The sequence below is a fragment of the uncultured Nocardioides sp. genome, from assembly GCF_947488025.1.
Lineage (GTDB): Bacteria > Actinomycetota > Actinomycetes > Propionibacteriales > Nocardioidaceae > Nocardioides.
This window is the reverse complement of sequence record NZ_CANKYS010000003.1, coordinates 111468-133660: the sequence shown is the minus strand read 5'-3', so window position 1 is coordinate 133660 and position 22193 is coordinate 111468. Positions and strand designations below refer to the sequence as shown.

16 protein-coding genes are annotated in these 22193 nt (G+C 71.2%); 8 read left to right on the top strand and 8 right to left on the bottom strand.

Features of this window, described 5'->3' with window-relative positions; genetic code table 11:
- The first annotated feature begins 3 nt into the window (after window positions 1–3).
- Together Q1B24_RS07195 and ilvA are read left to right on the top strand one after the other, a co-directional pair.
- Window positions 4–1383, top strand: coding sequence for an AI-2E family transporter (locus tag Q1B24_RS07195; RefSeq protein ID WP_299925515.1), 1380 nt, complete (start codon window positions 4–6; stop codon window positions 1381–1383).
- A 38-nt stretch (window positions 1384–1421) separates the two neighbouring features.
- Complete coding sequence (ilvA, locus tag Q1B24_RS07190) at window positions 1422–2585, top strand: threonine ammonia-lyase (protein ID WP_299926416.1); 1164 nt, start codon at window positions 1422–1424, stop codon at window positions 2583–2585.
- A 111-nt stretch (window positions 2586–2696) separates the two neighbouring features.
- Here the strand turns inward: ilvA and greA are convergent, their stop codons facing one another.
- Window positions 2697–3188, bottom strand: coding sequence for a transcription elongation factor GreA (greA, locus tag Q1B24_RS07185; protein ID WP_299926413.1), 492 nt, complete (start codon window positions 3186–3188; stop codon window positions 2697–2699).
- A 175-nt stretch (window positions 3189–3363) separates the two neighbouring features.
- A complete protein-coding gene (locus Q1B24_RS07180) occupies window positions 3364–3753 on the bottom strand; it encodes a DUF4307 domain-containing protein (protein WP_299925514.1) in 390 nt (129 codons plus the stop codon).
- 38 nt (window positions 3754–3791) lie between these two features.
- Here Q1B24_RS07180 and mca point away from each other — a divergent pair, with 38 nt between their 5' ends.
- Together mca and Q1B24_RS07170 are read left to right on the top strand one after the other, a co-directional pair.
- Window positions 3792–4691 carry a mycothiol conjugate amidase Mca gene (gene mca / locus Q1B24_RS07175; protein WP_299925512.1) on the top strand — a complete coding sequence of 300 codons (900 nt, stop codon included), beginning with the start codon at window positions 3792–3794 and terminating at the stop codon, window positions 4689–4691.
- Between the two features lie 46 nt (window positions 4692–4737).
- Window positions 4738–4977 carry a hypothetical protein gene (locus Q1B24_RS07170; protein ID WP_299925509.1) on the top strand — a complete coding sequence of 80 codons (240 nt, stop codon included), beginning with the start codon at window positions 4738–4740 and terminating at the stop codon, window positions 4975–4977.
- 27 nt (window positions 4978–5004) lie between these two features.
- Here the strand turns inward: Q1B24_RS07170 and Q1B24_RS07165 are convergent, their stop codons facing one another.
- Window positions 5005–7149 carry an MMPL family transporter gene (locus Q1B24_RS07165; RefSeq protein ID WP_299925507.1) on the bottom strand — a complete coding sequence of 715 codons (2145 nt, stop codon included), beginning with the start codon at window positions 7147–7149 and terminating at the stop codon, window positions 5005–5007.
- Window positions 7150–7368: 219 nt separating this feature from the next.
- Here Q1B24_RS07165 and Q1B24_RS07160 point away from each other — a divergent pair, with 219 nt between their 5' ends.
- Entirely contained in the window at window positions 7369–12126 is a 4758-nt protein-coding gene (locus Q1B24_RS07160; protein ID WP_299925504.1) for a family 16 glycoside hydrolase, read from the top strand.
- Between the two features lie 72 nt (window positions 12127–12198).
- On the opposite strand, the gene Q1B24_RS07155 is transcribed toward Q1B24_RS07160, so the two are convergent.
- Genes Q1B24_RS07155 through Q1B24_RS07140 form a run of 4 tightly spaced genes read right to left on the bottom strand, consistent with a single transcriptional unit; the run spans window position 12199 to window position 17821 of the window.
- Window positions 12199–12819: a class I SAM-dependent methyltransferase gene (locus Q1B24_RS07155; RefSeq protein WP_299925501.1), complete on the bottom strand. Its 621-nt coding sequence runs from the start codon at window positions 12817–12819 to the stop codon at window positions 12199–12201.
- A gap of 30 nt (window positions 12820–12849) precedes the next feature.
- Window positions 12850–14988: an alpha-galactosidase gene (locus Q1B24_RS07150; RefSeq protein WP_299925498.1), complete on the bottom strand. Its 2139-nt coding sequence runs from the start codon at window positions 14986–14988 to the stop codon at window positions 12850–12852.
- Window positions 14985–15797, bottom strand: a complete 813-nt coding sequence (locus Q1B24_RS07145; protein WP_299925495.1) for a DeoR/GlpR family DNA-binding transcription regulator — start codon at window positions 15795–15797, stop codon at window positions 14985–14987. The genes Q1B24_RS07150 and Q1B24_RS07145 overlap by 4 nt, the downstream gene beginning before the upstream one ends.
- Window positions 15797–17821, bottom strand: a complete 2025-nt coding sequence (locus tag Q1B24_RS07140) for a beta-galactosidase (RefSeq protein WP_299925493.1) — start codon at window positions 17819–17821, stop codon at window positions 15797–15799. The genes Q1B24_RS07145 and Q1B24_RS07140 overlap by 1 nt, the downstream gene beginning before the upstream one ends.
- A gap of 186 nt (window positions 17822–18007) precedes the next feature.
- Here Q1B24_RS07140 and Q1B24_RS07135 point away from each other — a divergent pair, with 186 nt between their 5' ends.
- From Q1B24_RS07135 to Q1B24_RS07125, 3 genes are read left to right on the top strand one after another with little or no spacing between them, the layout of a single operon-like run.
- A complete protein-coding gene (locus tag Q1B24_RS07135) occupies window positions 18008–19336 on the top strand; it encodes an ABC transporter substrate-binding protein (protein WP_299925491.1) in 1329 nt (442 codons plus the stop codon).
- Between the two features lie 4 nt (window positions 19337–19340).
- Entirely contained in the window at window positions 19341–20288 is a 948-nt protein-coding gene (locus tag Q1B24_RS07130; RefSeq protein WP_299925487.1) for a carbohydrate ABC transporter permease, read from the top strand.
- Window positions 20285–21211: a carbohydrate ABC transporter permease gene (locus Q1B24_RS07125; protein ID WP_299925484.1), complete on the top strand. Its 927-nt coding sequence runs from the start codon at window positions 20285–20287 to the stop codon at window positions 21209–21211. The genes Q1B24_RS07130 and Q1B24_RS07125 overlap by 4 nt, the downstream gene beginning before the upstream one ends.
- Here Q1B24_RS07125 and Q1B24_RS07120 read toward each other — a convergent pair.
- Window positions 21186–22190 carry a YihY/virulence factor BrkB family protein gene (locus tag Q1B24_RS07120; RefSeq protein ID WP_299925481.1) on the bottom strand — a complete coding sequence of 335 codons (1005 nt, stop codon included), beginning with the start codon at window positions 22188–22190 and terminating at the stop codon, window positions 21186–21188. The two genes, Q1B24_RS07125 and Q1B24_RS07120, sit on opposite strands and share 26 nt — an antisense overlap.
- Window positions 22191–22193: the final 3 nt, after the last annotated feature.

Below are 22193 nucleotides of genomic sequence, written 5' to 3'. Positions count from 1 at the left end.
GACGTGAGCGACCAGGACAGGCCATCGTCCGACGTGCCGGGCGAGACCGACGCGGAGACGGGTCGTCGGCGACTCTTCGCCGCCCTCGCCCGCGAGGAGGACGGTCTGGCCGAGCGCATCGTCGCCCAGTGGGCCCAGGGGCGGGCCGACCGGCGGAGCGAGCCGGCGTTCGCCACCGGGCCCTCCAACTTCAGCCGCGCGCAGGTGCCGTGGGGTCTTGACCTGGCCGCGGCCTGGTCCTGGCGGTTGATCGTCATCGTGGTCGCGATGCTCGGCCTGCTGTGGACGATGCGCTTCTTCGCGGTGATCACCCTGCCGATCGCCGTCTCGCTGCTCCTCAGCGCGCTGGCCACGCCGATGGTCATCTGGCTCCGGCGGATCGGGGTGCCCCGCGGTCTCGCGACCGGCGTCGTCATGCTCCTCGGCATCAGCACGGTGGCGCTGCTGCTCACCTTCGTGGGCCAGCAGGTCGCCCAGGGGGCGAGCGACCTCGCCGACTCGGTGGTCACCGGCCTGGACCAGGTCCGGGAGTGGCTGCGCACTGGCCCGTTCCACGTCTCGGACTCCCAGCTCGACGGCTACATCCAGCAGGTCCAGTCCGCCGTCTCCGGCAGCACGGGCGCCGACGGCATGCTCACCCGCGCCACCGAGGTCGGCACCGCCGTCGGGCACGGAGTGGCGGGCTTCTTCATCGTGCTGTTCTCCACCTACTTCTTCCTCGCCGACGGCGAGCGCATCTGGTCGTGGCTCGTGCGCATCGCCCCCCGCGCCGCACGCGAGCGCGTCGACGCCTCGGGTCGCGTCGCCTGGGTGTCGCTGACCCAGTTCGTGCGGGCCACGGTCCTGGTGGCCCTCGCGGACGCGATCGGCATCATGCTCGTCGCCTGGTTCCTCGGCGTGCCGTTCGTCGTCGCCATCGGCGTGCTGGTCTTCCTCGGCGCGTTCGTGCCGATGATCGGTGCCACGATCGCCGGCCTGGTCGCGATCCTCGTCGCGCTGGTCGACCAGGGGCCGTGGACCGCGCTGCTCATGCTCGGCGGCGTGATCCTGGTCCAGCAGATCGAGGGCCACATCCTCCAGCCGTTCCTGATGGGCCGCTTCGTCTCGCTGCACCCGCTCGGCGTCATCGTGGCGATCGGCTGCGGCGTCCTCGTGGCCGGCATCGCGGGGGCACTCGTCGCCGTACCCCTCGCCGCGGCGGGCAACGCCGTTGCGCAGCACCTCGCCTCCTACACCGAGGTCGGTGACGACGACCCCGACGACGCGCTCGACGAGGACATCGCTCCACCGCCCAACGAGGGCGACCAGATCCACGACGACGGCCCGCTCGCGTCCCCGGCAGACCCCGACGACCACGACGACCACGACAAGGACCCGTCTTGACCGAATGCTCCCTGGCCGACATCGTCGCCGCGCGCGAGATGCTCGAAGGCATCACGGTGACCACGCCGATGGAGGAGTCGCGCTGGCTCTCCGCGCTGGTCGGCGGACCGGTCTCGCTCAAGTGCGAGAACCTCCAGCGCACCGGCTCCTTCAAGTCCCGTGGCGCCTACGTCCGCATCGCCCGGCTCTCCGAGGAGGAGCGGGCCCGCGGTGTCGTCGCCGCCTCGGCCGGCAACCACGCGCAGGGCGTCGCGCTCGCGGCCACGACCCTCGGCATCACCTCCACCGTCTTCATGCCCGAGGGCGCGCCGATCCCCAAGGAGAAGGCGACCCGCGGCTACGGCGCGCACGTCGTGTTCGAGGGCCGCTACCTCGAGGACTCGCTCGCGGCAGCGCGGCGGTTCGCCGAGGAGACCGGGGCCGTGCTGATCCACCCCTTCGACCACGTCGACATCGTCGCGGGCCAAGGGACGCTGGGCCTCGAGGTCCTCGAGCAGGAGCCCGACGTACGCACGGTGCTGGTGCCCACCGGCGGTGGCGGGCTGCTGGCCGGGGTGGCGATCGCGATCAAGGCGCTGCGTCCCGACGTCCGCGTGGTGGGCGTGCAGGCCGAGGGCGCCGCCGCCTACCCCGGGTCGCTCGCGGCCGGACAGCCCGTGGCGCTCGAGTCGATGAGCACGATGGCCGACGGCATCGCGGTCGGCCGGCCCGGCGACATCACCTTCGCGGCGGTGCGCGACCACGTCGACGAGATCGTCACGGTGTCCGAGGAGTCGCTCTCCCGCGCGCTGCTCGCGCTGATCGAGCGTGCCAAGCAGGTCGTCGAACCCGCCGGCGCGGCCGCGGTCGCGGCCATGCTCGACAACCCGACCGGCTTCGAGACCCCGGCCGTCGCCGTGCTCTCGGGTGGCAACATCGACCCGCTGCTGCTGAGCAAGGTCATCCGCCACGGCCTGGCCGCCGCGGGGCGCTACCTCTACCTGCGCGTGTGCATCCCCGACCTCCCCGGCGGCCTGGCCTCGCTGCTCGCCGAGGTCGGCGCCGAGGGCGCCAACGTGCTGGAGGTCGCGCACGAGCGGATCTCGCCGTCGCTGACCCTCAACGAGGTCGAGGTGCGCATCCAGCTCGAGACGCGCGGCGAGGCACACGCCGAGCACCTGATGGAGCGCCTGCGCGAGCGGGGCTACCGCGTCGACACCTGAGCGGCGTACGTCCACGGGGCACCCGGAAGCGCCGAGGAGAGGTGAGCCAGACATGTTCTGCGGCTGCAGAACCTGCCTCACTCACCGCTCCGGCGGTGGTCCAGGTGATGCTCAGGCCTTGTAGGGCTCCGCGTCGACGATCGTGACGGTCAGCTCCTTGCCGTTCGGCGCGGTGTAGGTGACCTCGTCGCCCTTCGACTTGCCGTTGATCGCTGCCCCCATGGCCGACTCGGGGGAGTAGACGTCGAGGGTGTCGCCCTCGGAGAGGTTCTCCCGGGCGCCGAGGAGGAACTTCTCGGTGTCGCCACCGCCGAAGTCGATCGTGACGACCATGCCGGGCTCGACGACGCCGTCGTCGGGCGGCGTCTCGCCGACCTCGGCGCGACGGAGCATGTCCTCGAGCTGGCGGATCCGGGCCTCCTGCTTGCCCTGGTCCTCCTTGGCGGCGTGGTAGCCGCTGTTCTCCTTGAGGTCGCCCTCGTCGCGCGCGGAGGCGATCTTCTCGATGATCTCCTGGCGCTTGGGGCCCTTGAGGTCGTCGAGCTCGGCCCGCAGCTTGTCGTAGGCCTCCTGGGTCAGCCAGATGGTGCCCTGGTCGGTCATGTCGGTGCTCCTGCTCACGTGGTACTGGATACGGGTGTGCTTCAGCGCACCCGCATCGGGTCGGTGGTGTCTTCCGTCCGATCGGAGTCGGCGCGGCGACGGACGTCGGCCAGCGCACCCGGACGGGCAGAACGATCAGGTTAGCAAGCCTGCGGCAAAAGCGCAGGCCGACGGCTCAGCGCGGGCGCGGCTGGCCCGGTGCCGTGCACCCCAGCTTCTCGACGGTCGTCGCCCGGCGCTCGGTGCGGATGACCACCTCGTTGACCCCATTGACGGGAGTGAAGGCGAGCTCCCCGACGGCCGTCTTGTCCTCGGCCAGGGCCCGCACGCGACAGCTGGCCTCGACGTCTTCGGCGAGCCGCACGTCGACGCGTGCCTCGACCTGGTGGTCGTCGGTCACGTCGAAGGTGACGACCTCGGAGCGCACGTCGGGGCTGCCGTGGAACCACGCGGTCCAGCCCAGCCAGGTGAGCCCGATGACGGCCAGGACGGCCGACAGCCCGATGGCTGCGGGACGCCGCCACCGGGCGGGTGCGCCGTAGCGGTCGGCGAGGTCGGTGGTCACGCTCTGAAGCCTAAGCGGTGACTCCTAGACTGCCGACCATGCCCCAGCCCTCCGCAGACCGACCCCGCGCCGGCCTCCGACTCATGCACGTCCACGCCCACCCCGACGACGAGTCGAGCAAGGGCGCGGCGTCGACGGCGAAGTACGTCGCCGAGGGCGTCGACGTCCACGTCGCCACCTGCACCGGCGGCGAGCGCGGCTCGGTGCTCAACGCCAAGATGGACCGCCCCGAGGTCTGGGAGAACATCACCGAGATCCGCCGCGAGGAGATGCACCGTGCGCGCGACATCCTCGGCATCCGCCAGGACTGGCTCGGGTTCATCGACTCCGGCTGGCCCGAGGGCGACCCGCTGCCGCCGCTCCCGGAGGGCTGCTTCGCGCTCGTTCCGCTCGAGGAGGCGACCGAGCGCCTGGTCCGGCTGATCCGCTCGTTCCGCCCCCACGTGCTGACGACGTACGACGAGCGGGGCGGCTATCCGCACCCCGACCACATCCGCTGCCATGAGGTGTCGGTCGCGGCCTACCACGCGGCGGGCGACCCCGAGCGGTTCCCCGAGGCCGGGGAGCCGTGGCAGCCGATGAAGCTCTACTACCACCACGGCTGGAGCTGGGCGAAGACCAACGCCCTCCACGAGGCGATGCTGGCCCACGACCTCGAGTCGCCCTACACCGAGCGCCTCGCGAAGTGGGAGCGCGAGCCCGGGTGGGACGACCGCATCACCACCAAGGTGCCGTGCGGCGACTACTTCGGGGTGCGCGACCAGGCCCTGCTGGCCCACGCCACGCAGATCGACCCCGATGGCATGTGGTTCGCGATCCCGCGTGAGATCCAGCAGAAGACCTGGCCGACCGAGGACTACGAGCTGGTCGAGTCGACGGTCGAGAGCACGCTGCCCGAGGACGACCTGTTCGCAGGGATCCCGACGCCCGCCCCTTGACGGGCCCGACGCCTGCTCCTGGACAGGTCAGTGGGATGATGGAGCCATGCTCGACCTGCTGATCGTCCACCTCGCAGACAAGACCCCCGACCCGACCGAGGTCAAGGCCGGGCCGCTGGGCTTCGCGGTGTGGATCTTCATGATCCTCGCGGTCGTCGTGATCGGGTTCAGCCTGGTCAAGCAGCTGCGCAAGGCCCAGGCGGCCAAGGACGCCGGCCTCTACGGCGACGAGCCGGTGCAGCGCACCGAGGAGACCGACGCCTCGGCCACGACCGACGAGCGCTGAGCCCAGCGGGTCAGTCGGTCGCGCGGGTCAGTCGGTCGCCGACCGCCCGGGCAGCCACCAGTTCCACTGGCCCAGCAGCGTCATCGACGCCGGCAGGAGCAGGCCGCGCACGATGGTGACGTCGAGCAGCACGGCCACGGTCATGCCGACGCCGATCTCCTTGACCGCGATGAGCTCGCCGAGGGCGAAGCCGAGGAAGACGATCCCGATCGCGACGGCGGCGAGTGTCACGACCGGTCCCGAGGCGGTGATGCCGGTGAGCACGGCCTCGTCGTTCAGCACCCGCAGGTCGGCGGGTCCCTCACGCTTGCGCCGCGGTCGCGCCAGGCCCTCGTCCCACGCCTCGCGGATCCGCGCGACGAGGAAGACGTGGTAGTCCATCGACAGCCCGAAGGCGAACATGAACAGCAGCAGGGGAGTGGTGACGTCGAGGGCGCCCCACGAGTCGAACCCGAGCAGCGAGGATCCCCAGCCCCACTGGAAGACCGCCACGACGACACCGAGCGTGGCGCAGAGGGAGAGCATGTTGAGGGCGACGGCCTTGATCGGTACGACGACGGAGCGGGTCAGGCGGCCCAGGAGCAGGGCGGTGAGCACCGCGACGACCAGGATCGCCCAGGGCGCCCGGTCGGCGAGGGCGTCACGGGTGTCGACCAGCTCGGCGGTGGGCCCGCCGACCAGCACGTCCACCCCGAGGTCGGCGGCGCGCATCCGGCGTACGAGGTCCTGCACCTTCGGGCCGTCGTAGTCGCCGGCGGCGTCGGGCTCGGGCTCGACCAGCAGCTGGCTGAGCTCACCGGGCACGGGGTCGAAGAGCAGCACGTCGACCACGCCCGGGATGCCGGCGAGGGCGGCCATCGCATCGGCGGTCTCCTGCGAGGAAAACTCCGCCTCGACCAGCACCGTGATCGGGGTCTCGTCCTGGTCGGGGAAGCCCGCCTCGATGGCGGCCTGCGTGAGCCGTGGCTCGCTGTCGCGGGGCAGGGTGCGGGCGTCGGAGTTGCGCAGGTCGAGGGCCAGCAGGGGCGTGCTGAGCAGCAGCAGCAGGGCCGTGCACCCGAGCAGGACCGGCCACGGGCGGCGCTGGGCGAGCCGCGCCAGTCGCGGCAGCAACGCGTGGGCGCTGGGGGTGCCCCCCAGCAGCCGTCGCGGCGCAGGGGCGGGGATCCGGGCGTGAGAGACCGCGACCAGCGCCGGGGCGAGGGTGAGGCCGGTCAGCGTCGCGCCCGCCACCGCGACGAGACCACCGACCGCCATCGGTGAGAGCACGGGGTCGCGGAGCACGAGCAGACCTGCGAGCGCCGTCGCGACCGTGAGGCCCGAGACGAGGACCGTACGCCCCGAGGTGGCCAGCGTCCGGCCCAGCACCTCGCCGACGTCGGTGCCGCGCGGCGCCGCTGCCCGCTCCTCGCGGAAGCGGCCGAGGACCAGCAGCGCGTAGTCGACGGCGAGGCCCAGGCCGAGGAGCGTGACGACGTTGACGGCGTACTCGCTCACCGCGGTCAGCCGCGCCATGCCGGCCAGGGCCAGCAGGGCCACGCTCACGGAGCCGAGCGCCGTGGCGACGGGCAGCAGCCCGACGACGAGGCCGCCCAGAGCGAGGGCCAGGACGACGACCAGCACGAGGACCGCGATGCCCTCTCCGCGGGCGGCGTCCTGCACGGCCTGCTCCCCGAACGCCTCCTCGGCGAGGAGCGGGCCCCCGACCAGCACCTCCGGCATCCCGACCAGCTGCAGGGCCTCCTCGATCTCGGCCGCCGCGGCGAGGGCACGGTCGCGGTCCACGGTGTGGTCGATCTCGACGGTGACGATGGTGCCGGTGCGGTCCGGCTTCACCAGGTCCTGGGCCCCGGTGGTCCACGGGTCGCGCACCTCGACGACGTCGGGCAGGTCGCGCACGTCGTGCAGCACCCGAGTGGCCTGGTCGATCAGGTCGATGTTGTAGATGTCGGCCCCGGAGAGCACGGCGACCACCAGCTCGCCCTCCGGGTCGGCGTCCTCGAGGAGCTGGGCCACCTGGGCCGACTCGGCGTCGTCGCGCAGCGGATCGGGGGCCTCGGCCACGTCGAAGACCGAGCCGCCCAGCACAGCGCCGAGCACGACGAGCACCGCCCACGCCGCCAGGACCGGGCGTCGCCACCGGTGCAGCAGCCGTCCCAGGTTGTCGAGCACAGGCGTGACTGTAACGGGGGTCACCTCTTTTGCCGAATGGCAGACAAAAGTTGTTCACAAACTGGCGGATGCGACCTAGGGTGAGTGGCGTCACATCACCCCCGGCGCGCGTCCCTGCCGTCGGGTCACCAGGAGGTTCAGGTGTCGAAGTCCTTGTCCAACCCCCGACCGCGCGCAGGCGACGCGCGGTCTCGCCGCAGGTCCCGCATGGGCGCGGCGGTGCTGGCCACCGTAGTGGCCGCCAGCCTCGCCGCCGTGGCGCCCAGCGCGTCCGCGGTCCCCGCCGGTGACGAGCCCGGCCTCACGATGCGGGCCTTCCAGCTCGGCCAGGGCATCTCGGAGCTCTGCACGCTGAAGGCGGGGCAGACTCCCAACGTCGACCAGCTCAAGCAGGTCATCGACTGGGACGCGCCGGACGACTTCGGCGGTCTCCAGGACAACTTCGTCGTCGAGGCGCTGGCCAACCTCAGCGTGGAGGCCACCGGCACCTACCAGTTCCGGCTCACCAGCGACGACGGCTCGCGCCTGACGGTCGACGACCAGGTCGTCGTGGACAACGACGGCCTGCACGGCACCGAGGCGCAGGAGGGCAGCGTCACGCTGACCGCCGGCGAGGTCCACGACCTCCGCGTCGACTACTTCGAGGCCGGTGGCGGCGAGCGTCTCCTGCTGCAGTGGATGCCGCCCGGCGCGACCTCCTTCTCGGTCGTCCCGACCTCCGCGCTCAGCACCGAGGCCGACGTCACGCGCGTGACAGCGCCCGGCTTCAAGCAGTGCGAGGGTCAGGAGGACTCGGCCGGCGACGGGCTGCAGCTCGACTCCGTCAACCCGGCCTACGACCTCGTCGACCTGCGTCCCGACGGCTTCGAGCCGCAGGTCACCGGCCTGGAGTGGGACGGCGACGACCTGCTCGTCCTCACCTGGGGCGGCAACGGCAACGACCAGGGCAACGTCGAGCTCGGCGAGCTCCACCGCCTCAGCGGCGTGAAGGACGCGGCGTCGCCCGCGGACGTCACCCGCACCAGGATCGCCAGCGGCCTCAAGGAGCCCCAGGGCATCAAGGTGGTCGACGGCGAGATCTACATCTCCGAGAAGACCGGGCTGATCAAGCTGACCGGTGAGGACGCCCAGGGCGTGTTCCAGAGCCAGGAGGAGATCGCGAAGTACCCGTTCGACGGGAACTTCCACGAGTTCGGCTTCGGCATGCTCTACCGGGACGGCAAGTTCTACGTGAACCTGTCGGTCTCGATCAACCTCGGCGGCGCCACCACCGTGCCGCAGGGCAGTCCCGACCGCGGCACGCACATCTCCATCGACAAGGAGACCGGCGAGATCGAGTACATCGCCGGTGGTCTGCGCACTCCCCACGGCATGGGCTGGGGTCCCGAGGGCGAGATCTTCGTGACCGACAACCAGGGCGGGTGGCTGCCGGCCAACAAGCTCATCGAGATCAAGCCCGGCGAGTTCTACAACCACTTCACCACCGAGCCCGACGGCACCCCGGGCCGCTTCGACGACGAGCCGGTGACCAAGCCGGTGCTGTGGATGCCGCAGAACGAGATCGCCAACTCCCCGAGCACCCCGATCGTCGTCGAGGAGGGTCCCTACGCGGGCCAGCTGTTCATCGGCGACGTGACCTACGGCGGCCTGCAGCGCGCCGACCTCGAAGAGGTCGACGGCGCCAAGCAGGGCGCGCTCTTCCGGATGACCCAGGGCCTCGAGGCAGGCGTCAGCCGCGTCCTCGCCGGTCCCGACGGCTCGCTGATCGTCGGTGGCCTCGGCGCCGGCGGCAACTGGGGCCAGACGGGCAAGCTCCGCTTCGGCCTGCAGAAGCTGGACCTCACCGGCGAGACCCCGTTCGACATGGCGTCGATGGACGTCGTCGAGGGCGGCTTCGAGATCACCTACACGCAGCCGCTGTCGGCTGCGACGCTGGAGGACCTCGCGTCCAAGTACCAGGTCGAGCAGTGGCGCTACCGCGCGACCGCGCAGTACGGCGGCCCCAAGCTCGACGAGGAGAGTCTCACGGTCGCCAGCGCGACGGCCAGCGAGGACGGCCGTACGGTCACCCTCCAGATCGACGGCATGAAGCCCGACCGGGTCGTCCACGTGCGCTCCCCGCGCCCGTTCGAGTCCGCCTCGAACGAGACGCTGTGGAGCACCGAGGCGTGGTACACCCTCAACAGCTACCCCGGCTACGTCGCCGAGGACCCGGAGCCCGCTCCGGACGGGATCTATGAGCTCGAGGACGGTGAGCTGACCGGCACCGCCGGCATCGACACCGAGCACGCCGGCTACACCGGCTCCGGCTTCGTCGACGGCATCCAGACCGTCGGCTCGGGCACCACCGTCGAGGTGGTCGCGCCGAAGGCCGGGTCGTACGACCTGCAGATCCGCTACGCCAACGGCCCGAACCCGCAGCCCGACCAGACCAAGAAGATGAGCCTCTACATCGGTGAGGAGCGCCAGCAGATCGAGCTGCCGCCGTTCGCCGACTGGAAGACGTGGGGCACGTTCACCGTCCCCGTCACGCTGCCAGCCGGTGCCACCCGCGTCGAGATCGTCTACGAGCAGGGCGACGACGGCAACGTCAACCTCGACCACGTCAAGCTCGTCGACCCGACCGCGGGTCGCACCGAGGCCGAGGACGGCACGATCACCGGTGAGGGCAACCGCGTGCAGACCGAGCACGCCGGATACAGCGGCACCGGTTACGTCGGCGGCTTCGAGAACGACGGCACCGCGGTGACCTTCGACGTGACCACGGCAGAGGCCGGGTTCCACGCGATCACGCTCGGCTACGCCAACGGTCCCAACCCGCAGGCGAACCAGACCAAGGCGATGTCGCTCTACGTCAACGACGTCTTCGTCAAGAAGCTGGCGCTGCCGCCGGCCGACTCGTGGAAGACCTGGCTCTCGATCCAGGACCAGGTCGAGCTCGAGGCTGGGGCCAATGTCATCAAGATCGCCCGTGACGCGGGTGACAACGGCAACGTCAACCTCGACTACCTCGACCTCGGGGACCGCTCGGCCTGTGCGCCGGGCGAGACGCCGACCGCGGACGACGAGTTCGTCGGTGACGCGCTCGACACCTGCCGCTGGAGCACGATCCTCAACAAGACGTCCAACGGCGTCGCGGTGGCGGACGGCCAGCTGCGCATCAACGCCCAGGCCGGCGACCTGTCGGGTGGTGCGGTCGACGCGAAGAACATGGTCCTCCAGGACTCGCCCGCCGAGGGCCCCTGGGCCGCCACCACGCAGCTCACGATGACCGGCACCGACGACTACCTCCAGGGTGGTCTGGTCGCGTGGACCGACTCCAGCAACTACGCCAAGTTCGTGGCGATGGAGCGGCCCGAGGGCAACTGGGTGCTCGAGCTGGGTCGCCGGATCAACGGCGAGATGGTCTACACCAACGCCGACCTGCCCGAGGGGGCCGCTCCCGACGACCTGCAGCTGCAGATGGTCTCGACCGGCACCGCGATCCAGGGCCGCTGGTCGGTCGACCAGGGTGAGACGTGGACCTCGATGGGGGCGGGCTACCCCGCCACCGGTCTGGTCGAGCCCAAGATCGGCGTCGCCGCCTACAACGGCACCGGCAGCCAGGTCGGCGCGTTCGACTGGTTCCGCGTGAGCGGCGACCCGGTCATCGAGCCCGACACCTGCGAGGCCACCACGGCCGACCCGGGCTACCGGACGCTGTTCGACGGCACTGCCGAGAGCCTCGAGGACTGGAACATGGCCGGCCCCGGCCTGTTCACCCGCGAGGCCGACTGCAGCCTCATGACGCACGGCGGCCTCGGCCTGCTGTGGCACTCCCAGCCGCTGGAGGGCGACTACTCCCTGCAGCTGGACTGGAAGCTCACCAAGGATGACAACGGTGGCGTCTTCGTCGGCTTCCCTGACCCGGGCAACGACCCGTGGGTCGCGGTCGACAACGGCTACGAGATCCAGATCGACGCCACGGACGACCCCGACAGCACCACCGGCGCGGTCTACAACTTCCAGTCGGCCGACCTCGAGGCCCGCGACGCGGCCCTCAACCCGGTCGGGGAGTGGAACCACTACGAGATCCGGGTCGAGGGCAAGCGGATCCGCGTCTTCCTCAACGACGAGCTGGTCAACGACTTCACCAGCACCGACGACAACCGGCTGAAGTGGCCCAGCTACATCGGGCTGCAGGCCCACGGCGGCGGCGAGAACGTCTTCTACCGCGACGTCCAGGTCAAGGAGCTCGCCGACCCGGAGAACGTGCCGGCCGAGGTGACCGTCACCGCTCCGGAGCAGGTCGAGACGGGTGAGACTGCGCAGGTCGTGGTCGAGGTCGGTTCGGCTGCTGAGGCGGCGCCGACGGGTGAGGTGGTGCTGTCGGTCGACGGCACCGACCTGCCCGCGGTGGAGCTCGAGGACGGGAAGGCGACCTTCGAGGTCGGCCCGTTCGAGGCGGCGGGGACCGTGGAGCTGGTGGCTGACTATGCCGGCGACGTGGCCACCGACCCGGGTCAGGGCACTGCTCAGCTGAAGGTGGTGGAGGCGCCGACGACCCCGCCGGGTCCGCCGACGACCCCGCCCGGTCCGCCGACCACCCCGCCTGGCCCGCCGACGACCCCGCCCGGCCCGCCGGTGCCGCCGGTGCCGCCGGTCGACACCCCCGCGGTGGGCGTGGCGAAGGGCGGAAAGGTCGACGCGACGGCCAACCGACGCAAGGCGAAGCTCACGCTCCGTTGCGGTCGGGTGGACTGCGAGGGCAAGGTCGTGCTCCGTGAGATGGGCAAGAAGGGGAAGAAGGGCAAGCTCGGCAAGCGCCTCGGCGCAGGTTCCTTCGACCTCGACGCCCGCGACAAGGACACGGTGACGATCAAGCTCACCAAGCAGGCTCGCAAGCTGCTCGGTGACAAGAAGTCGGTCAAGGCGGTGCTGGTCGTCCGCTTCGAGGACGGCAGCACCCAGCGAGTGAAGGTCCGCCTGAAGCGCTGATCCGCACCACGTAGTTCCCGACGGCCCGTCCTCCCACCGGAGGGCGGGCCGTCGTACGTCCCGGGTGCGGGCTCAGCGCCTGACCAGGCGGACCAGGCAGTCCCAGGCCGTACGCCGCTGCTCACCGCCGTGGCCGTCGTCCGCGGTGACCTCGCGGGCGACACGCTCGGCACGCACCACGTCGACGCCGAGGTCGGCCAGGTCGCCGACGACGTCGTCGGCGGACATCAGCACCTCGGGGTCCTGCGGACCGCCGGTCCCCTCGGTGAGGTTGGTCGCGTCGTGGGCGACCAGCAGGAACGTCCCACCCGGACGCAGCATCTCGACCGCGTTGCGGACCGCGCGGCGTCGGTCCGCGGCCGGCACCTGCAGGTAGGCGACCACGACGAGGTCGACCGGCGCGGGTGGTCGCCACGTCGTCGCGTCGGCACGCACCCAGGTCACGTCCAGGCCCCGAGGATCGTCCGCGGCCAGCCGCGCGCCCTTGTCGAGGGCGACCTGCGAGAAGTCCACCGCTGTCGCCGACCAGCCGCGCGAGGCGAGCCAGATGGCGTTGCGACCCTCCCCGGCCGCGAGGTCCACCGCGGTGCCCGGAGGCAGGTCGGTGAGCTCGGCGGCCACGAACTGGTTGGGCTCGCGCGACCAGACCAGCTCGCTGGCGGCGTAGCGCTCGTCCCAGGCGTGTGCGTCCATGCCCAGCAGGGTAGGCCTCGGGAGGTGCCCTCAGCCCATGGCCACCAGGTGGAGCACGCGGGACTCCTCCGGGTGCATGACCGGCAGCGCGATCCCCGAGGCAGCCAGCACGCGGCCGCCCAGCTCGGCGCCGTCGGCGGACCAGCCGCCGGACAGGTCGGCGCCCACACCACGCGGCACCTCCTCGGTGAGCCGGTAGCGACGGTCCGGGTCGAGGCCGGTGAGCCTGAGGGGCGCCGGGTGCTGGGTCGAGGTCGCGGCCACGGTCGCGACGACGTACCACGCCTCCGAGCGGTCCTCGGCCACGATGCCGGTCACCAGGACCGCGGGGTCGGGGTGGTCGGGGTGCACCAGGGTGCCGGTGCCGATGAGCGGCCGGACGCGCTTGTGCAGCTCGATCCACTCGCGCAGCTCGGCGAGGGTGGCCTCGTCGAGGCGCGAGACGTCCCACTCGATGCCGAACCAGTGCAGCAGGGCGGTCGCGGCGCGGTAGCGCAGGGTGTGCGTACGTCCGGTGGTGTGCGCCGTCGGTCCGCCGACGTGCGAGCCGATCAGCTCCGGCGGCACCAGCAGGGAGGTCCAGCGCTGGAGGTGCTGGCGCTCGAGGGCGTCGATGGTGTCGCTGGGCCAGATGCGTTCCGTGCGGGCGAGCACCTCGGCGTCCACGCGTCCGCCGCCCGAGGCGCACGACTCGATCTCGAGCCCGCGGTGCGCCTCTCGCAGCTCGTCGAGCAGCCGGTAGAACGCCCGCGTCTGCCCGTGCACGGCCGGGTGGCCGTCGTGGACGGCATCGGTGAGGTCGCGGTTGTGGTCCCACTTGAGGTAGGCGATGTCGAGCTCGTCGAGCAGCGCGAGGAGGGCGGCGCGCAGATCGTCGTACGCGTCGGGGTCCTGCAGGTCGAGCACCTGCTGCTGGCGCCACTCCGGCGGGGCGGCGGCCCGGCCGCGCAGCACGCGCTCGGGGTGGCGGCGCGCGGTCTCGGAGTCGAGGTTGACCATCTCCGGCTCCACCCACAGGCCGAACTCCATCCCGCGGCTCTTCACGTGCTCGACGAGCGGGCCCAGTCCCTGCGGCCAGACGTCGGGGTCGACCGTCCAGTCGCCGAGGCCGGCGGTGTCGTCGCGGCGGCCGAGGAACCAGCCGTCGTCGAGGACGAAGCGCTCGACCCCGACGGCTGCCGCGGCGTCGGCGAGCTCGGAGAGCCGCTCGAGGGAGTGGTCGAAGTAGACCGCCTCCCACGAGTTGGCGATGACCGGCCGCTCGGTGCGGGCCCGCGGGGTGAGCGCGCGGAGGTGGGCGTGGAACCGGTGGCTCATCGCGTCGAGGCCGCGTCCCGACCAGGAGCCGAGCACCCGGGGCCCGTCGTACGTCTCACCAGGGGCCAGGACGACCTCGCCGGGGCCGAGCAGCTCACCCCCGCCGAGCAGGCACTCGCCCTCGGGCGTGCGCTCCGCGTAGTGGGTGTGGTTGCCGCTCCACGCAGTGTGCAGGGCCCACACCTCGCCGGTGCCGAAGGTGAACCCTGGGGTCCCGGCGACCATCACCAGCGTGGCGTCGTGACCGGTACGGCCGTGGCGGGCGTCGCGTCGGTGGGTGCCCTGGACCCAGGGGTGCCGCTGGGGAGTGCGCTCCTTGCACCACCGGCCGGTCAGGTCGAGCAGCTCGGTGGCGTGCGCGCCGACGGGCAGGGCGGTCAGGACGGAGGCGAGGTGGAGGTCGCCGTCGGCGGTGTTGGTCACCGACGTCCGCGCGTGCAGCAGGCCGGCGTCGTCGAGCGACAGCCCGACCCGGACGGACCAGCCCGCCTCGTCGTCGTTCGACGTGCAGGAGATGCTGGCGTCGCCGTCGCCGTGCAGCTCCCAGGCCACGAGGCTTGGGGTCGCCGCGCGCGCGCTGCCGCCGATGCGGTGGCCGGACAGGGCCGGCGTACCGGCGTAGCCGCGCGTGGGGTCGGGCACCAGGCCCGTCGCGCGCGGCCCGTCGAACGCCGAGTGCGAGGCGCCGGGGCGCCGGGCCGTGGTCAGCCCGGTCAGGTCGGCCGCGCCGAGGTCGCCGAGTGCGGCGCCCCAGTGCACGATGCGCGGGATGCCCCGGTCGTCCCGGGTCAGCACGAGGCTGACGCCGTCGTTGGTCAGGTGGACGGGGTCGTTGCTCACGGGGGTGCTCATGCGTCGCCTGCCATCTCGAGGTCGTCGTCGCCGTCGAGCGGGTCCACCACGACGAGCTCGCCGACGTGGTCGGCGAGGGCGCCGCTCGCCTGGGCGGAGAGCCCGGAGTCGGTCACCAGCACCGCTGCCTCCGACAACCCGGCCATGCTGCTGAGGCCCACGACGCCCCACTTGCTCGAGTCGGCGCACACGATCAGGCGTCGCGAGCGCTCGATCATCGCGCGGTTGGTCTCCGACTCCAGCAGGTTGGGGGTGCTGAAGCCGGCCCGCACGTCCATGCCGTGGACCCCCATGAAGAAGGCGTCGACGTGGAGGCTCCGCAGCGACGACACCGCGACCGGACCCACGAGGGCGTCGGACGGCGTCCGCAGACCGCCGGTGAGGAGCACCGAGGTGGTGGCGTCGCCGGTGCGATGCAGCACGTCGGCGACCCACACCGAGTTGGTGACGACGGTGAGGTTGGGGATCCGGGCGAGGTGCTCGGTGAGGGCGTGGGTGGTGGTGCCGGCCGAGACGGCGATGGCCATCCCGGTGTGCACCAGCCCGGCGGCGGCGGCGGCGATCGCCTCCTTCTCGCGCCGGCGCTGCACCGACTTGGCGGCGAAGCCCGGCTCGGACGCCGACGGCTCGGCCACCGCGAGCGCGCCGCCGTGGACCTTCTCGAGCAGGCCGTCGCGGTGCAGGGCGACGAGGTCGCGCCGTACGGTCATGTCGGAGACGCCGAGCAGGTCGACGAGGTCGGTCACGCGCACCGTCCCGTCGCGACTCAGCTCGGCGAGGATGCGCCCGCGGCGCTGGGCGGCGAGCATCAGTCGTCCCTCCCGGCCGGTCGGGCGGACTCCCGCACCACGGCCACGCCGCCGGGCGGCACCTGCAGGTCCCCGGCGACGTCGCGACCGGTGACCAGCTCGACGCCGTGCACGTCGACCGGGGCGGGTGCCTCCCCGTGGTTGATCACGAACACCCAGCTCGCGTCGTGGCCCACGCGCCGCGTGACCTCGACGAGGTCGGAGGCACCGGGCAGCGTCGCGAGACCGGTCTCGGCGAGCAGGCGCTCGACGAGCCCGTCGGTGCCGCCGGCGTCGAGGCGCGTCGCGACGTACCACGCGGTGCCTGCGCCGACCTCCCGTCGGGTGACGGCGGGGAGCCCCGCGGCCGGCCCGTCGACGTACGACGCCACCGCTTCGGCGCCGGCGAGCTCGAGGTCCTCGGCCCAGGTGTCGGCGGTGACCGGGCCGCTGCCGAGCCCGTCGACCTGGACCGACTGGCCGGTCAGCAGCGGGAGGAACTCGGTGGTGCGGACGCCGAGCAGGTCGCGGAACGCGCCGGGGTAGCCACCGAGGCGTACGTGGTCGTGCTCGTCGACGATCCCGCTGAAGTAGGTGATCACCACCGTCGCCCCGCCCTCCGCGGCCGCGGTGAGGGCGGCGACGGTGGCGTCGTCGACGAGGTAGAGGGTGGGCACCACGACGAGCCGGTAGGACGACAGGTCGGTGGAGGGGTGGACCACGTCGACGCCCACGCCCCGGGCCGACAGCGACCGGTGGAGGTCCTCGGCCCGGTCGCGGTAGCGGACGTCGATGCTGGGGTGGGAGTCGAGCTCGCAGCCCCACCAGGCCTCGTAGTCGAAGAGGATCGCTGCGTCGTTGCGCGCGGTGCTGCCGGCGGCCTCCTCGGCGGCGTCGAGCACCCGCGACAGCTCGACCACCTCGCGCCACTGGCGGGTGTCGGTGCCGGCGTGGGGGAGGAGCCCGGAGTGGAACTTCTCCGCGCCCGCACGCGAGGCGCGCCACTGGAAGAACAGCACCGCGTCGGCGCCGTGCGCGACGTGCGACAGGCTGTTGCGGATCATCTCGCCGGGGCGCTTCGCCCGGTTGCGCGGCTGCCAGTTGACCGCGCTCGTCGAGTGCTCCATCAACAGCCACGGGCGGCCGTCCGCCGTGCCGCGGGTGAGGTCGGCGCTGAACGCCAGCTCGCGGTGGCCGCCGTCCTCGGCGCCGATCAGGTAGTGGTCGTTGGAGACGACGTCGAGCTCACGGCCCCAGCGCAGGTAGTCCATCTCGGGTGTCTGGCGCATCACCATGAAGTTGGTGGTCACCGGCACGCCGGGAGACAGCGTGTGAAGTACGTCGCGCTCGACCACGAAGTTGTCGAGCAGCTGGTCGGAGGAGAAGCGCGCGAAGTCGAGCTGCTGGGTGGGGTTGGCGTGGGTCGGTGCCACGCGCGGCGGCAGCACCTGCGCGAAGTCGTCGTAGCGCTGGGACCAGAACGCGGTGCCCCAGGCGTCGTTCAGGCGGGCCACGTCGTCGTCGTAGCGGCGGCGCAGCCACGAGCGGAACGCCGACGCGCTGGTGTCGCAGTAGCAACGGGCGTTGTGGCAGCCCAGCTCGTTGGACACGTGCCACAGGGCGAGCGCCGGGTGGTCGCGGTAGCGCTCGGCCATCCGGGTGCAGAGCTCGAGGGCGTGCTCCCGGTAGACCGGCGAGCTGGGGCAGAACGACTGTCGCCCGCCCGGCCACAGCGTGCGCCCGTCCTGGGTCACCGGCAGCATCTCGGGATGGCGGTGGGTCAGCCACGGGGGAGGGGAGGCGGTGGCCGTGGCGAGGTCGACCGCGATGCCCGCCGCGTGGAGGTCGTCCATCTGCTCGTCGAGCCAGCCGAACTCCCACGCGTCGGGTCGCGGCTGGATCCACGCCCACGAGAAGACCGCGAGCGTGACGAGGTCGACGCCGGCCTCGCGCATCAGGTCACGATCCTCGCGGTGGGCCGCGGCCGGCCACTGCTCGGGGTTGTAGTCGCCGCCGAAGGCCAGCGCAGGCAGGGAGGTCGGCATGCGGCCAACTGTGTCCACCCTCACAGTGGAAAGTCAACGCTTCAACGAGGATTTGGGTTCGGAAATGTTTGATCTGGTTCGTGTCGACCGCCCAAAGGGGTTGACGGGGCTGTGGCAGCCGTCACATGCTGTGCATCCCTGTTTGGTTTTGTCCCAGGCTGCCCAAGCCTTACCCAGGAGGCCGTCGTGTCACTGTCCCGTTCCAGCGCCATCCCCCGCTCGGCGCTCACCACCATGGCCGCCTCGCGCCGCTCCGTGCTGGGTGGTCTGGCGCTCAGTGGCCTCGCCGTCGGCGGGGCGAACCTGCTCGCCGCCTGCGGGGGCGACGACTCGGGCCCGGCCACCGGAGACGGGGCGTCGGTGAAGTTCGGCATCAACGAGGCCGAGGGATCGGGCGCGGCGTACGACCGACTCGCGGCGATCGCCGACGCCTATGCCAAGGAGAGCGGCACCGAGGTCTCGCTCAACGCCGTCGACCACAACACCTTCCAGGAGAGCATCAACACCTACCTCCAGGGCACGCCCGACGACGTGTTCACCTGGTTCGCCGGCTTCCGGATGGCGCAGTTCGCCGAGAACGGCCTGATCACCGACCTGAGCGACCAGTGGCCCATCGACGGCCTCGGCGACTCGTTCAAGGAGGCGGCGACTGCCCCCGACGGCAAGCAGTACTTCGTGCCGATCAGCTACTACCCGTGGGCGGTCTTCTACCGCAAGTCGGTCTTCGAGGACAACGGGTGGGCCCCGCCGGAGACCAACGACGACTTCATGGCCCTCATGGACGACATGCAGGGCAAGGGGATCACTCCCTTCGCCTTCGGCGACAAGGACGGGTGGCCCGCCATGGGCACCTTCGACATCCTCAACATGCGCCTCAACGGCTTCGACTTCCACATGAGCCTGATGGCCGGTGAGGAGGCGTGGGACGGCGACGAGGTCAAGCTCGTCTTCGACACCTGGCGCCAGCTGCTGCCCTACCACCAGGCCGACCCGCTGGGCCGCACGTGGCAGGAGGCGGCGACCGCCATGAACAAGGGCGAGTGCGGCATGTACCTCCTCGGCACCTTCGTCGTGGACGCCCTCGGCGAGAGCGGCGAGGACCTCGACTTCTTCACCTTCCCCCAGCTCGACTCGTCGATCCCGGCCGACTCCCTCGACGCCCCGATCGACGGCTTCTGCGTGGCGGCTGCCGGGCAGAACCCGGATGCCGGCAAGGCGATGGCGAAGTGGCTCGGCAGCGCAGCGGCCGCCGACGCGGGCAACAATGCCGCCGACGCGCCGTTCATCGCCGCCAACTCGGGCGCCAGCACGTCGACCTACAGCGACCTGCAGAAGAAGTCGGTCGAGGTCGTGAGCGCCGCAGCCAACATCGCCCAGTTCATGGACCGCGACACCAACGCCGACTTCGCCAACACGGTGATGATCCCGTCGATCCAGGACTTCCTGAAGAACCCTGACGACATCGACGGCATCACGGCCAGCATCCAGGAGCAGGCCGACTCCATCTTCAGCTGAGCCCATGACACACATCGACGAGGCGCCGACGCCCACAGGGGCCGTTCCCCGGGCGACGGCCCCACCCCAGGGCCGGGAGAAGAAGCTCTCCGGGCGCGACCGCCTGGTGGTCATCACGATGGTGACCGTCCCGCTGGCCCTCGTGCTCTGGCTGGTCTGGGTGCCGGCGCTGGGCTCGGTCGTGCTGTCCTTCGGCAAGTGGAACGGCTTCGGCGACCTCGACACCATCGAGTGGGTCGGCTTCCAGAACTACGAGGACATCGTCACGATCTACCCGCCGTTCTGGCCGGCGATCCAGCACAACCTGATCTGGCTGGGCTTCCTGTTCCTCTTCCCGACGGTCCTGGGCATGCTGCTCGCGGTCGTCCTGGACCGGGAGATGCGCGGCAGCCGCTTCTACCAGACCGCCTTCTACATGCCGGTCGTGCTGTCACTGGCGCTGATCGGCTTCATCTGGCAGCTCTTCTACTCCCGCGACCAGGGCCTGATCAACGACGTGTTCGGCACGCAGATCGACTGGTACGGCGACCCGGACATCAACCTCTGGGCGGTCCTCGTCGCAACCGCCTGGCGCCACACCGGCTACATCATGCTGATCTACCTGGCCGGCCTGAAGGGTGTCGACGCGAGCCTGCGCGAGGCTGCGGCGGTCGACGGCGCGGGGGAGGTGAAGACGTTCTTCCACGTGATCTTCCCGGTCATGCGGCCGATCAACATGGTCGTGATCGTCATCGTCGTCATCGAGTCGCTGCGTGCCTTCGACCTCGTCTGGGTGATCAACAAGGGCCGCAACGGCCTGGAGGTCATCGGCGCCCTGGTCGCGCAGAACGTCATCGGGGAGGCGACGAGGTACGGCTTCGGATCCGCGCTCGCGGTGATCATGATGCTCATCTCGTCGGTCTTCATCACCATCTACCTGCGCAACGTCTTCCGTGAGGAGCGTCGAGGATGAGCACCCAGGCACCGGTGGCCACGACACCGGCGAGCAAGGCCGTCCCTCCGCCGCGTGCCGAGGGTGGCGTGCTGAGCCGTCGTCGCGGAGCCGTCGCGACCATCATCATGGCCCTCCTCGCCCTCGCCTGGCTGTTCCCGCTGGTGTGGGCGTTGATCAACTCCTTCCGCGACTACGACTACACGCAGGCCAACGGCTACCTGTCCTTCGGCGGCTGGACCACGGCCAACTACGAGGAGGCCTGGACGCGCGGCAACTTCGGGCTCCACATGAGGAACTCGCTCCTCGTCACCGTCCCGGCCGTGCTGCTCACGCTCTGGTTGTCGTCGATGGTGGCGTTCGTCCTCGCCCGGTTCAGCTACCGCTTCAACCTCACCATGCTGGGCGTCTTCCTCGCCGCCAACCTGCTGCCGCCGCAGGCCCTGCTGATCCCGGTGTTTCGGATGTTCCGCGAGATCCCGCTGCCGCTGTTCATGAGCGACTCAGGCTCGATGCTCAACAGCTTCTGGTCGCTGATCCTGGTCAACACCGCGTTCCAGATGGGCTTCTGCACGTTCGTGCTGAGCAACTACATGAAGACGCTGCCGCACGAGATCTACGAGTCGGCCGAGCTCGACGGCGCCAGCGTGTGGCGCCAGTACTGGCAGCTCACCATGCCGCTCGTCCGTCCCGCGCTGGCCGCCCTCGCGACGCTGCAGGTCACCTGGATCTACAACGAGTTCTTCTGGGCGACGGTGCTCATCCAGCAGGGCAACAAGCTGCCGGTGACCTCGGCGCTCAACAACCTGCGCGGTCAGTTCTTCACCGACACCAACCTCGTCGCGGCGGGCTCGATCATCGTGGCGCTGCCGGTGCTGGTGGTGTTCTTCGCGCTGCAGAAGCAGTTCGTCTCGGGCCTCACCCTGGGTTCGACGAAGGGCTGACCTGGTCCCCCACGGTGCGCGCGTGCGGGCGACCGGGGTCGTCGTACGACGGCTCGACCTGGCCCGCCCTCAGCGCCTCGAGCTGGGCGCACACGGCGGTGCCGTAGAAGAAGGCGATCGACGAGAGCAGCGCCCAGAGCAGCAGGGCGAAGATGCCGGCCAGGGGGCCGTAGACGGTGCCGAACGACCCGCTGAACGAGACGTACGCCGCCAACCCGGCGGTGGCCATCGCGCTGAGCACCACGGCGATGCCCGAGCCGAGCGCGAGCCAGGACAGCGCCGGCTGCCGGCGCCGCGGCGCGTGGTCGAGCAGCACGGCGATCGCGAAGACGAGCAGTGCGATGCCGATCGGCCAGCGCAGGCCGTTCCACCAGTCGACCGCGCTGTCGGACCAGCCGTAGTTCTCCGCCATCGCCTCGCCGAGGGCTCCGCCGCCGACGATCATCACGAACCCGACGCCGACCGGGCCGGCGAGAACCGCCGTCAGCACTGCCGCCCGGCCGTACTTGTGGAGCGCCTTGCGGTCGCGGCGGATGCCGTAGATGCGGTTGGCGCCGCGCTCGACCTGCGCCATCGCCGTGGTCATCGAGACCAGCGCGAAGCCCAGGCCCAGGACGAGGGCGATCTCACCGGCCGCCTCGGAGGCGTCCGACTCGTCGACGGCCGAGCTGAGCGCGTCGCCGTCGCCGGAGCCGGGGGAGAGCGAGTCGACGACGTGGGCCACGACCGCGGCCGGGCGCTCCTGGTCGATGTCGGAGGCCAGTCCGGTCAGGGCGAGGAGGAACGGGACCACGGCGAGGCACGCCTGCAGCGCGAGGGCACGCGAGTTGGTGAACCCGTCGCCGTAGCGGAACCGTACGAACGACTCGACCACGATCTTCCGCAGGCCGTGCTGGCGCGCGAGGTGCCAGGCGTCGAGCGCGTCCAGCTCGTCACCGTCCATCTCGGTGGTGACGGGGACGGTCCGCGCGGTGGTCATGGG

Bases quoted from the DNA above. Each gene is read 5' to 3' on its own strand.
- ilvA (WP_299926416.1), top strand. From the start codon at position 1,422: ATGCTCGAAGGCATCACGGTGACCACGCCGATGGAGGAGTCGCGCTGG.
- greA (WP_299926413.1), bottom strand. From the start codon at position 3,188: ATGACCGACCAGGGCACCATCTGGCTGACCCAGGAGGCCTACGACAAG.
- mca (WP_299925512.1), top strand. From the start codon at position 3,792: ATGCCCCAGCCCTCCGCAGACCGACCCCGCGCCGGCCTCCGACTCATG.
- Q1B24_RS07170 (WP_299925509.1), top strand. From the start codon at position 4,738: ATGCTCGACCTGCTGATCGTCCACCTCGCAGACAAGACCCCCGACCCG.
- Q1B24_RS07155 (WP_299925501.1), bottom strand. From the start codon at position 12,819: ATGGACGCACACGCCTGGGACGAGCGCTACGCCGCCAGCGAGCTGGTC.
- Q1B24_RS07150 (WP_299925498.1), bottom strand. From the start codon at position 14,988: ATGAGCACCCCCGTGAGCAACGACCCCGTCCACCTGACCAACGACGGC.
- Q1B24_RS07145 (WP_299925495.1), bottom strand. From the start codon at position 15,797: ATGCTCGCCGCCCAGCGCCGCGGGCGCATCCTCGCCGAGCTGAGTCGC.
- Q1B24_RS07140 (WP_299925493.1), bottom strand. From the start codon at position 17,821: ATGCCGACCTCCCTGCCTGCGCTGGCCTTCGGCGGCGACTACAACCCC.
- Q1B24_RS07130 (WP_299925487.1), top strand. From the start codon at position 19,341: ATGACACACATCGACGAGGCGCCGACGCCCACAGGGGCCGTTCCCCGG.
- Q1B24_RS07125 (WP_299925484.1), top strand. From the start codon at position 20,285: ATGAGCACCCAGGCACCGGTGGCCACGACACCGGCGAGCAAGGCCGTC.
- Q1B24_RS07120 (WP_299925481.1), bottom strand. From the start codon at position 22,190: ATGACCACCGCGCGGACCGTCCCCGTCACCACCGAGATGGACGGTGAC.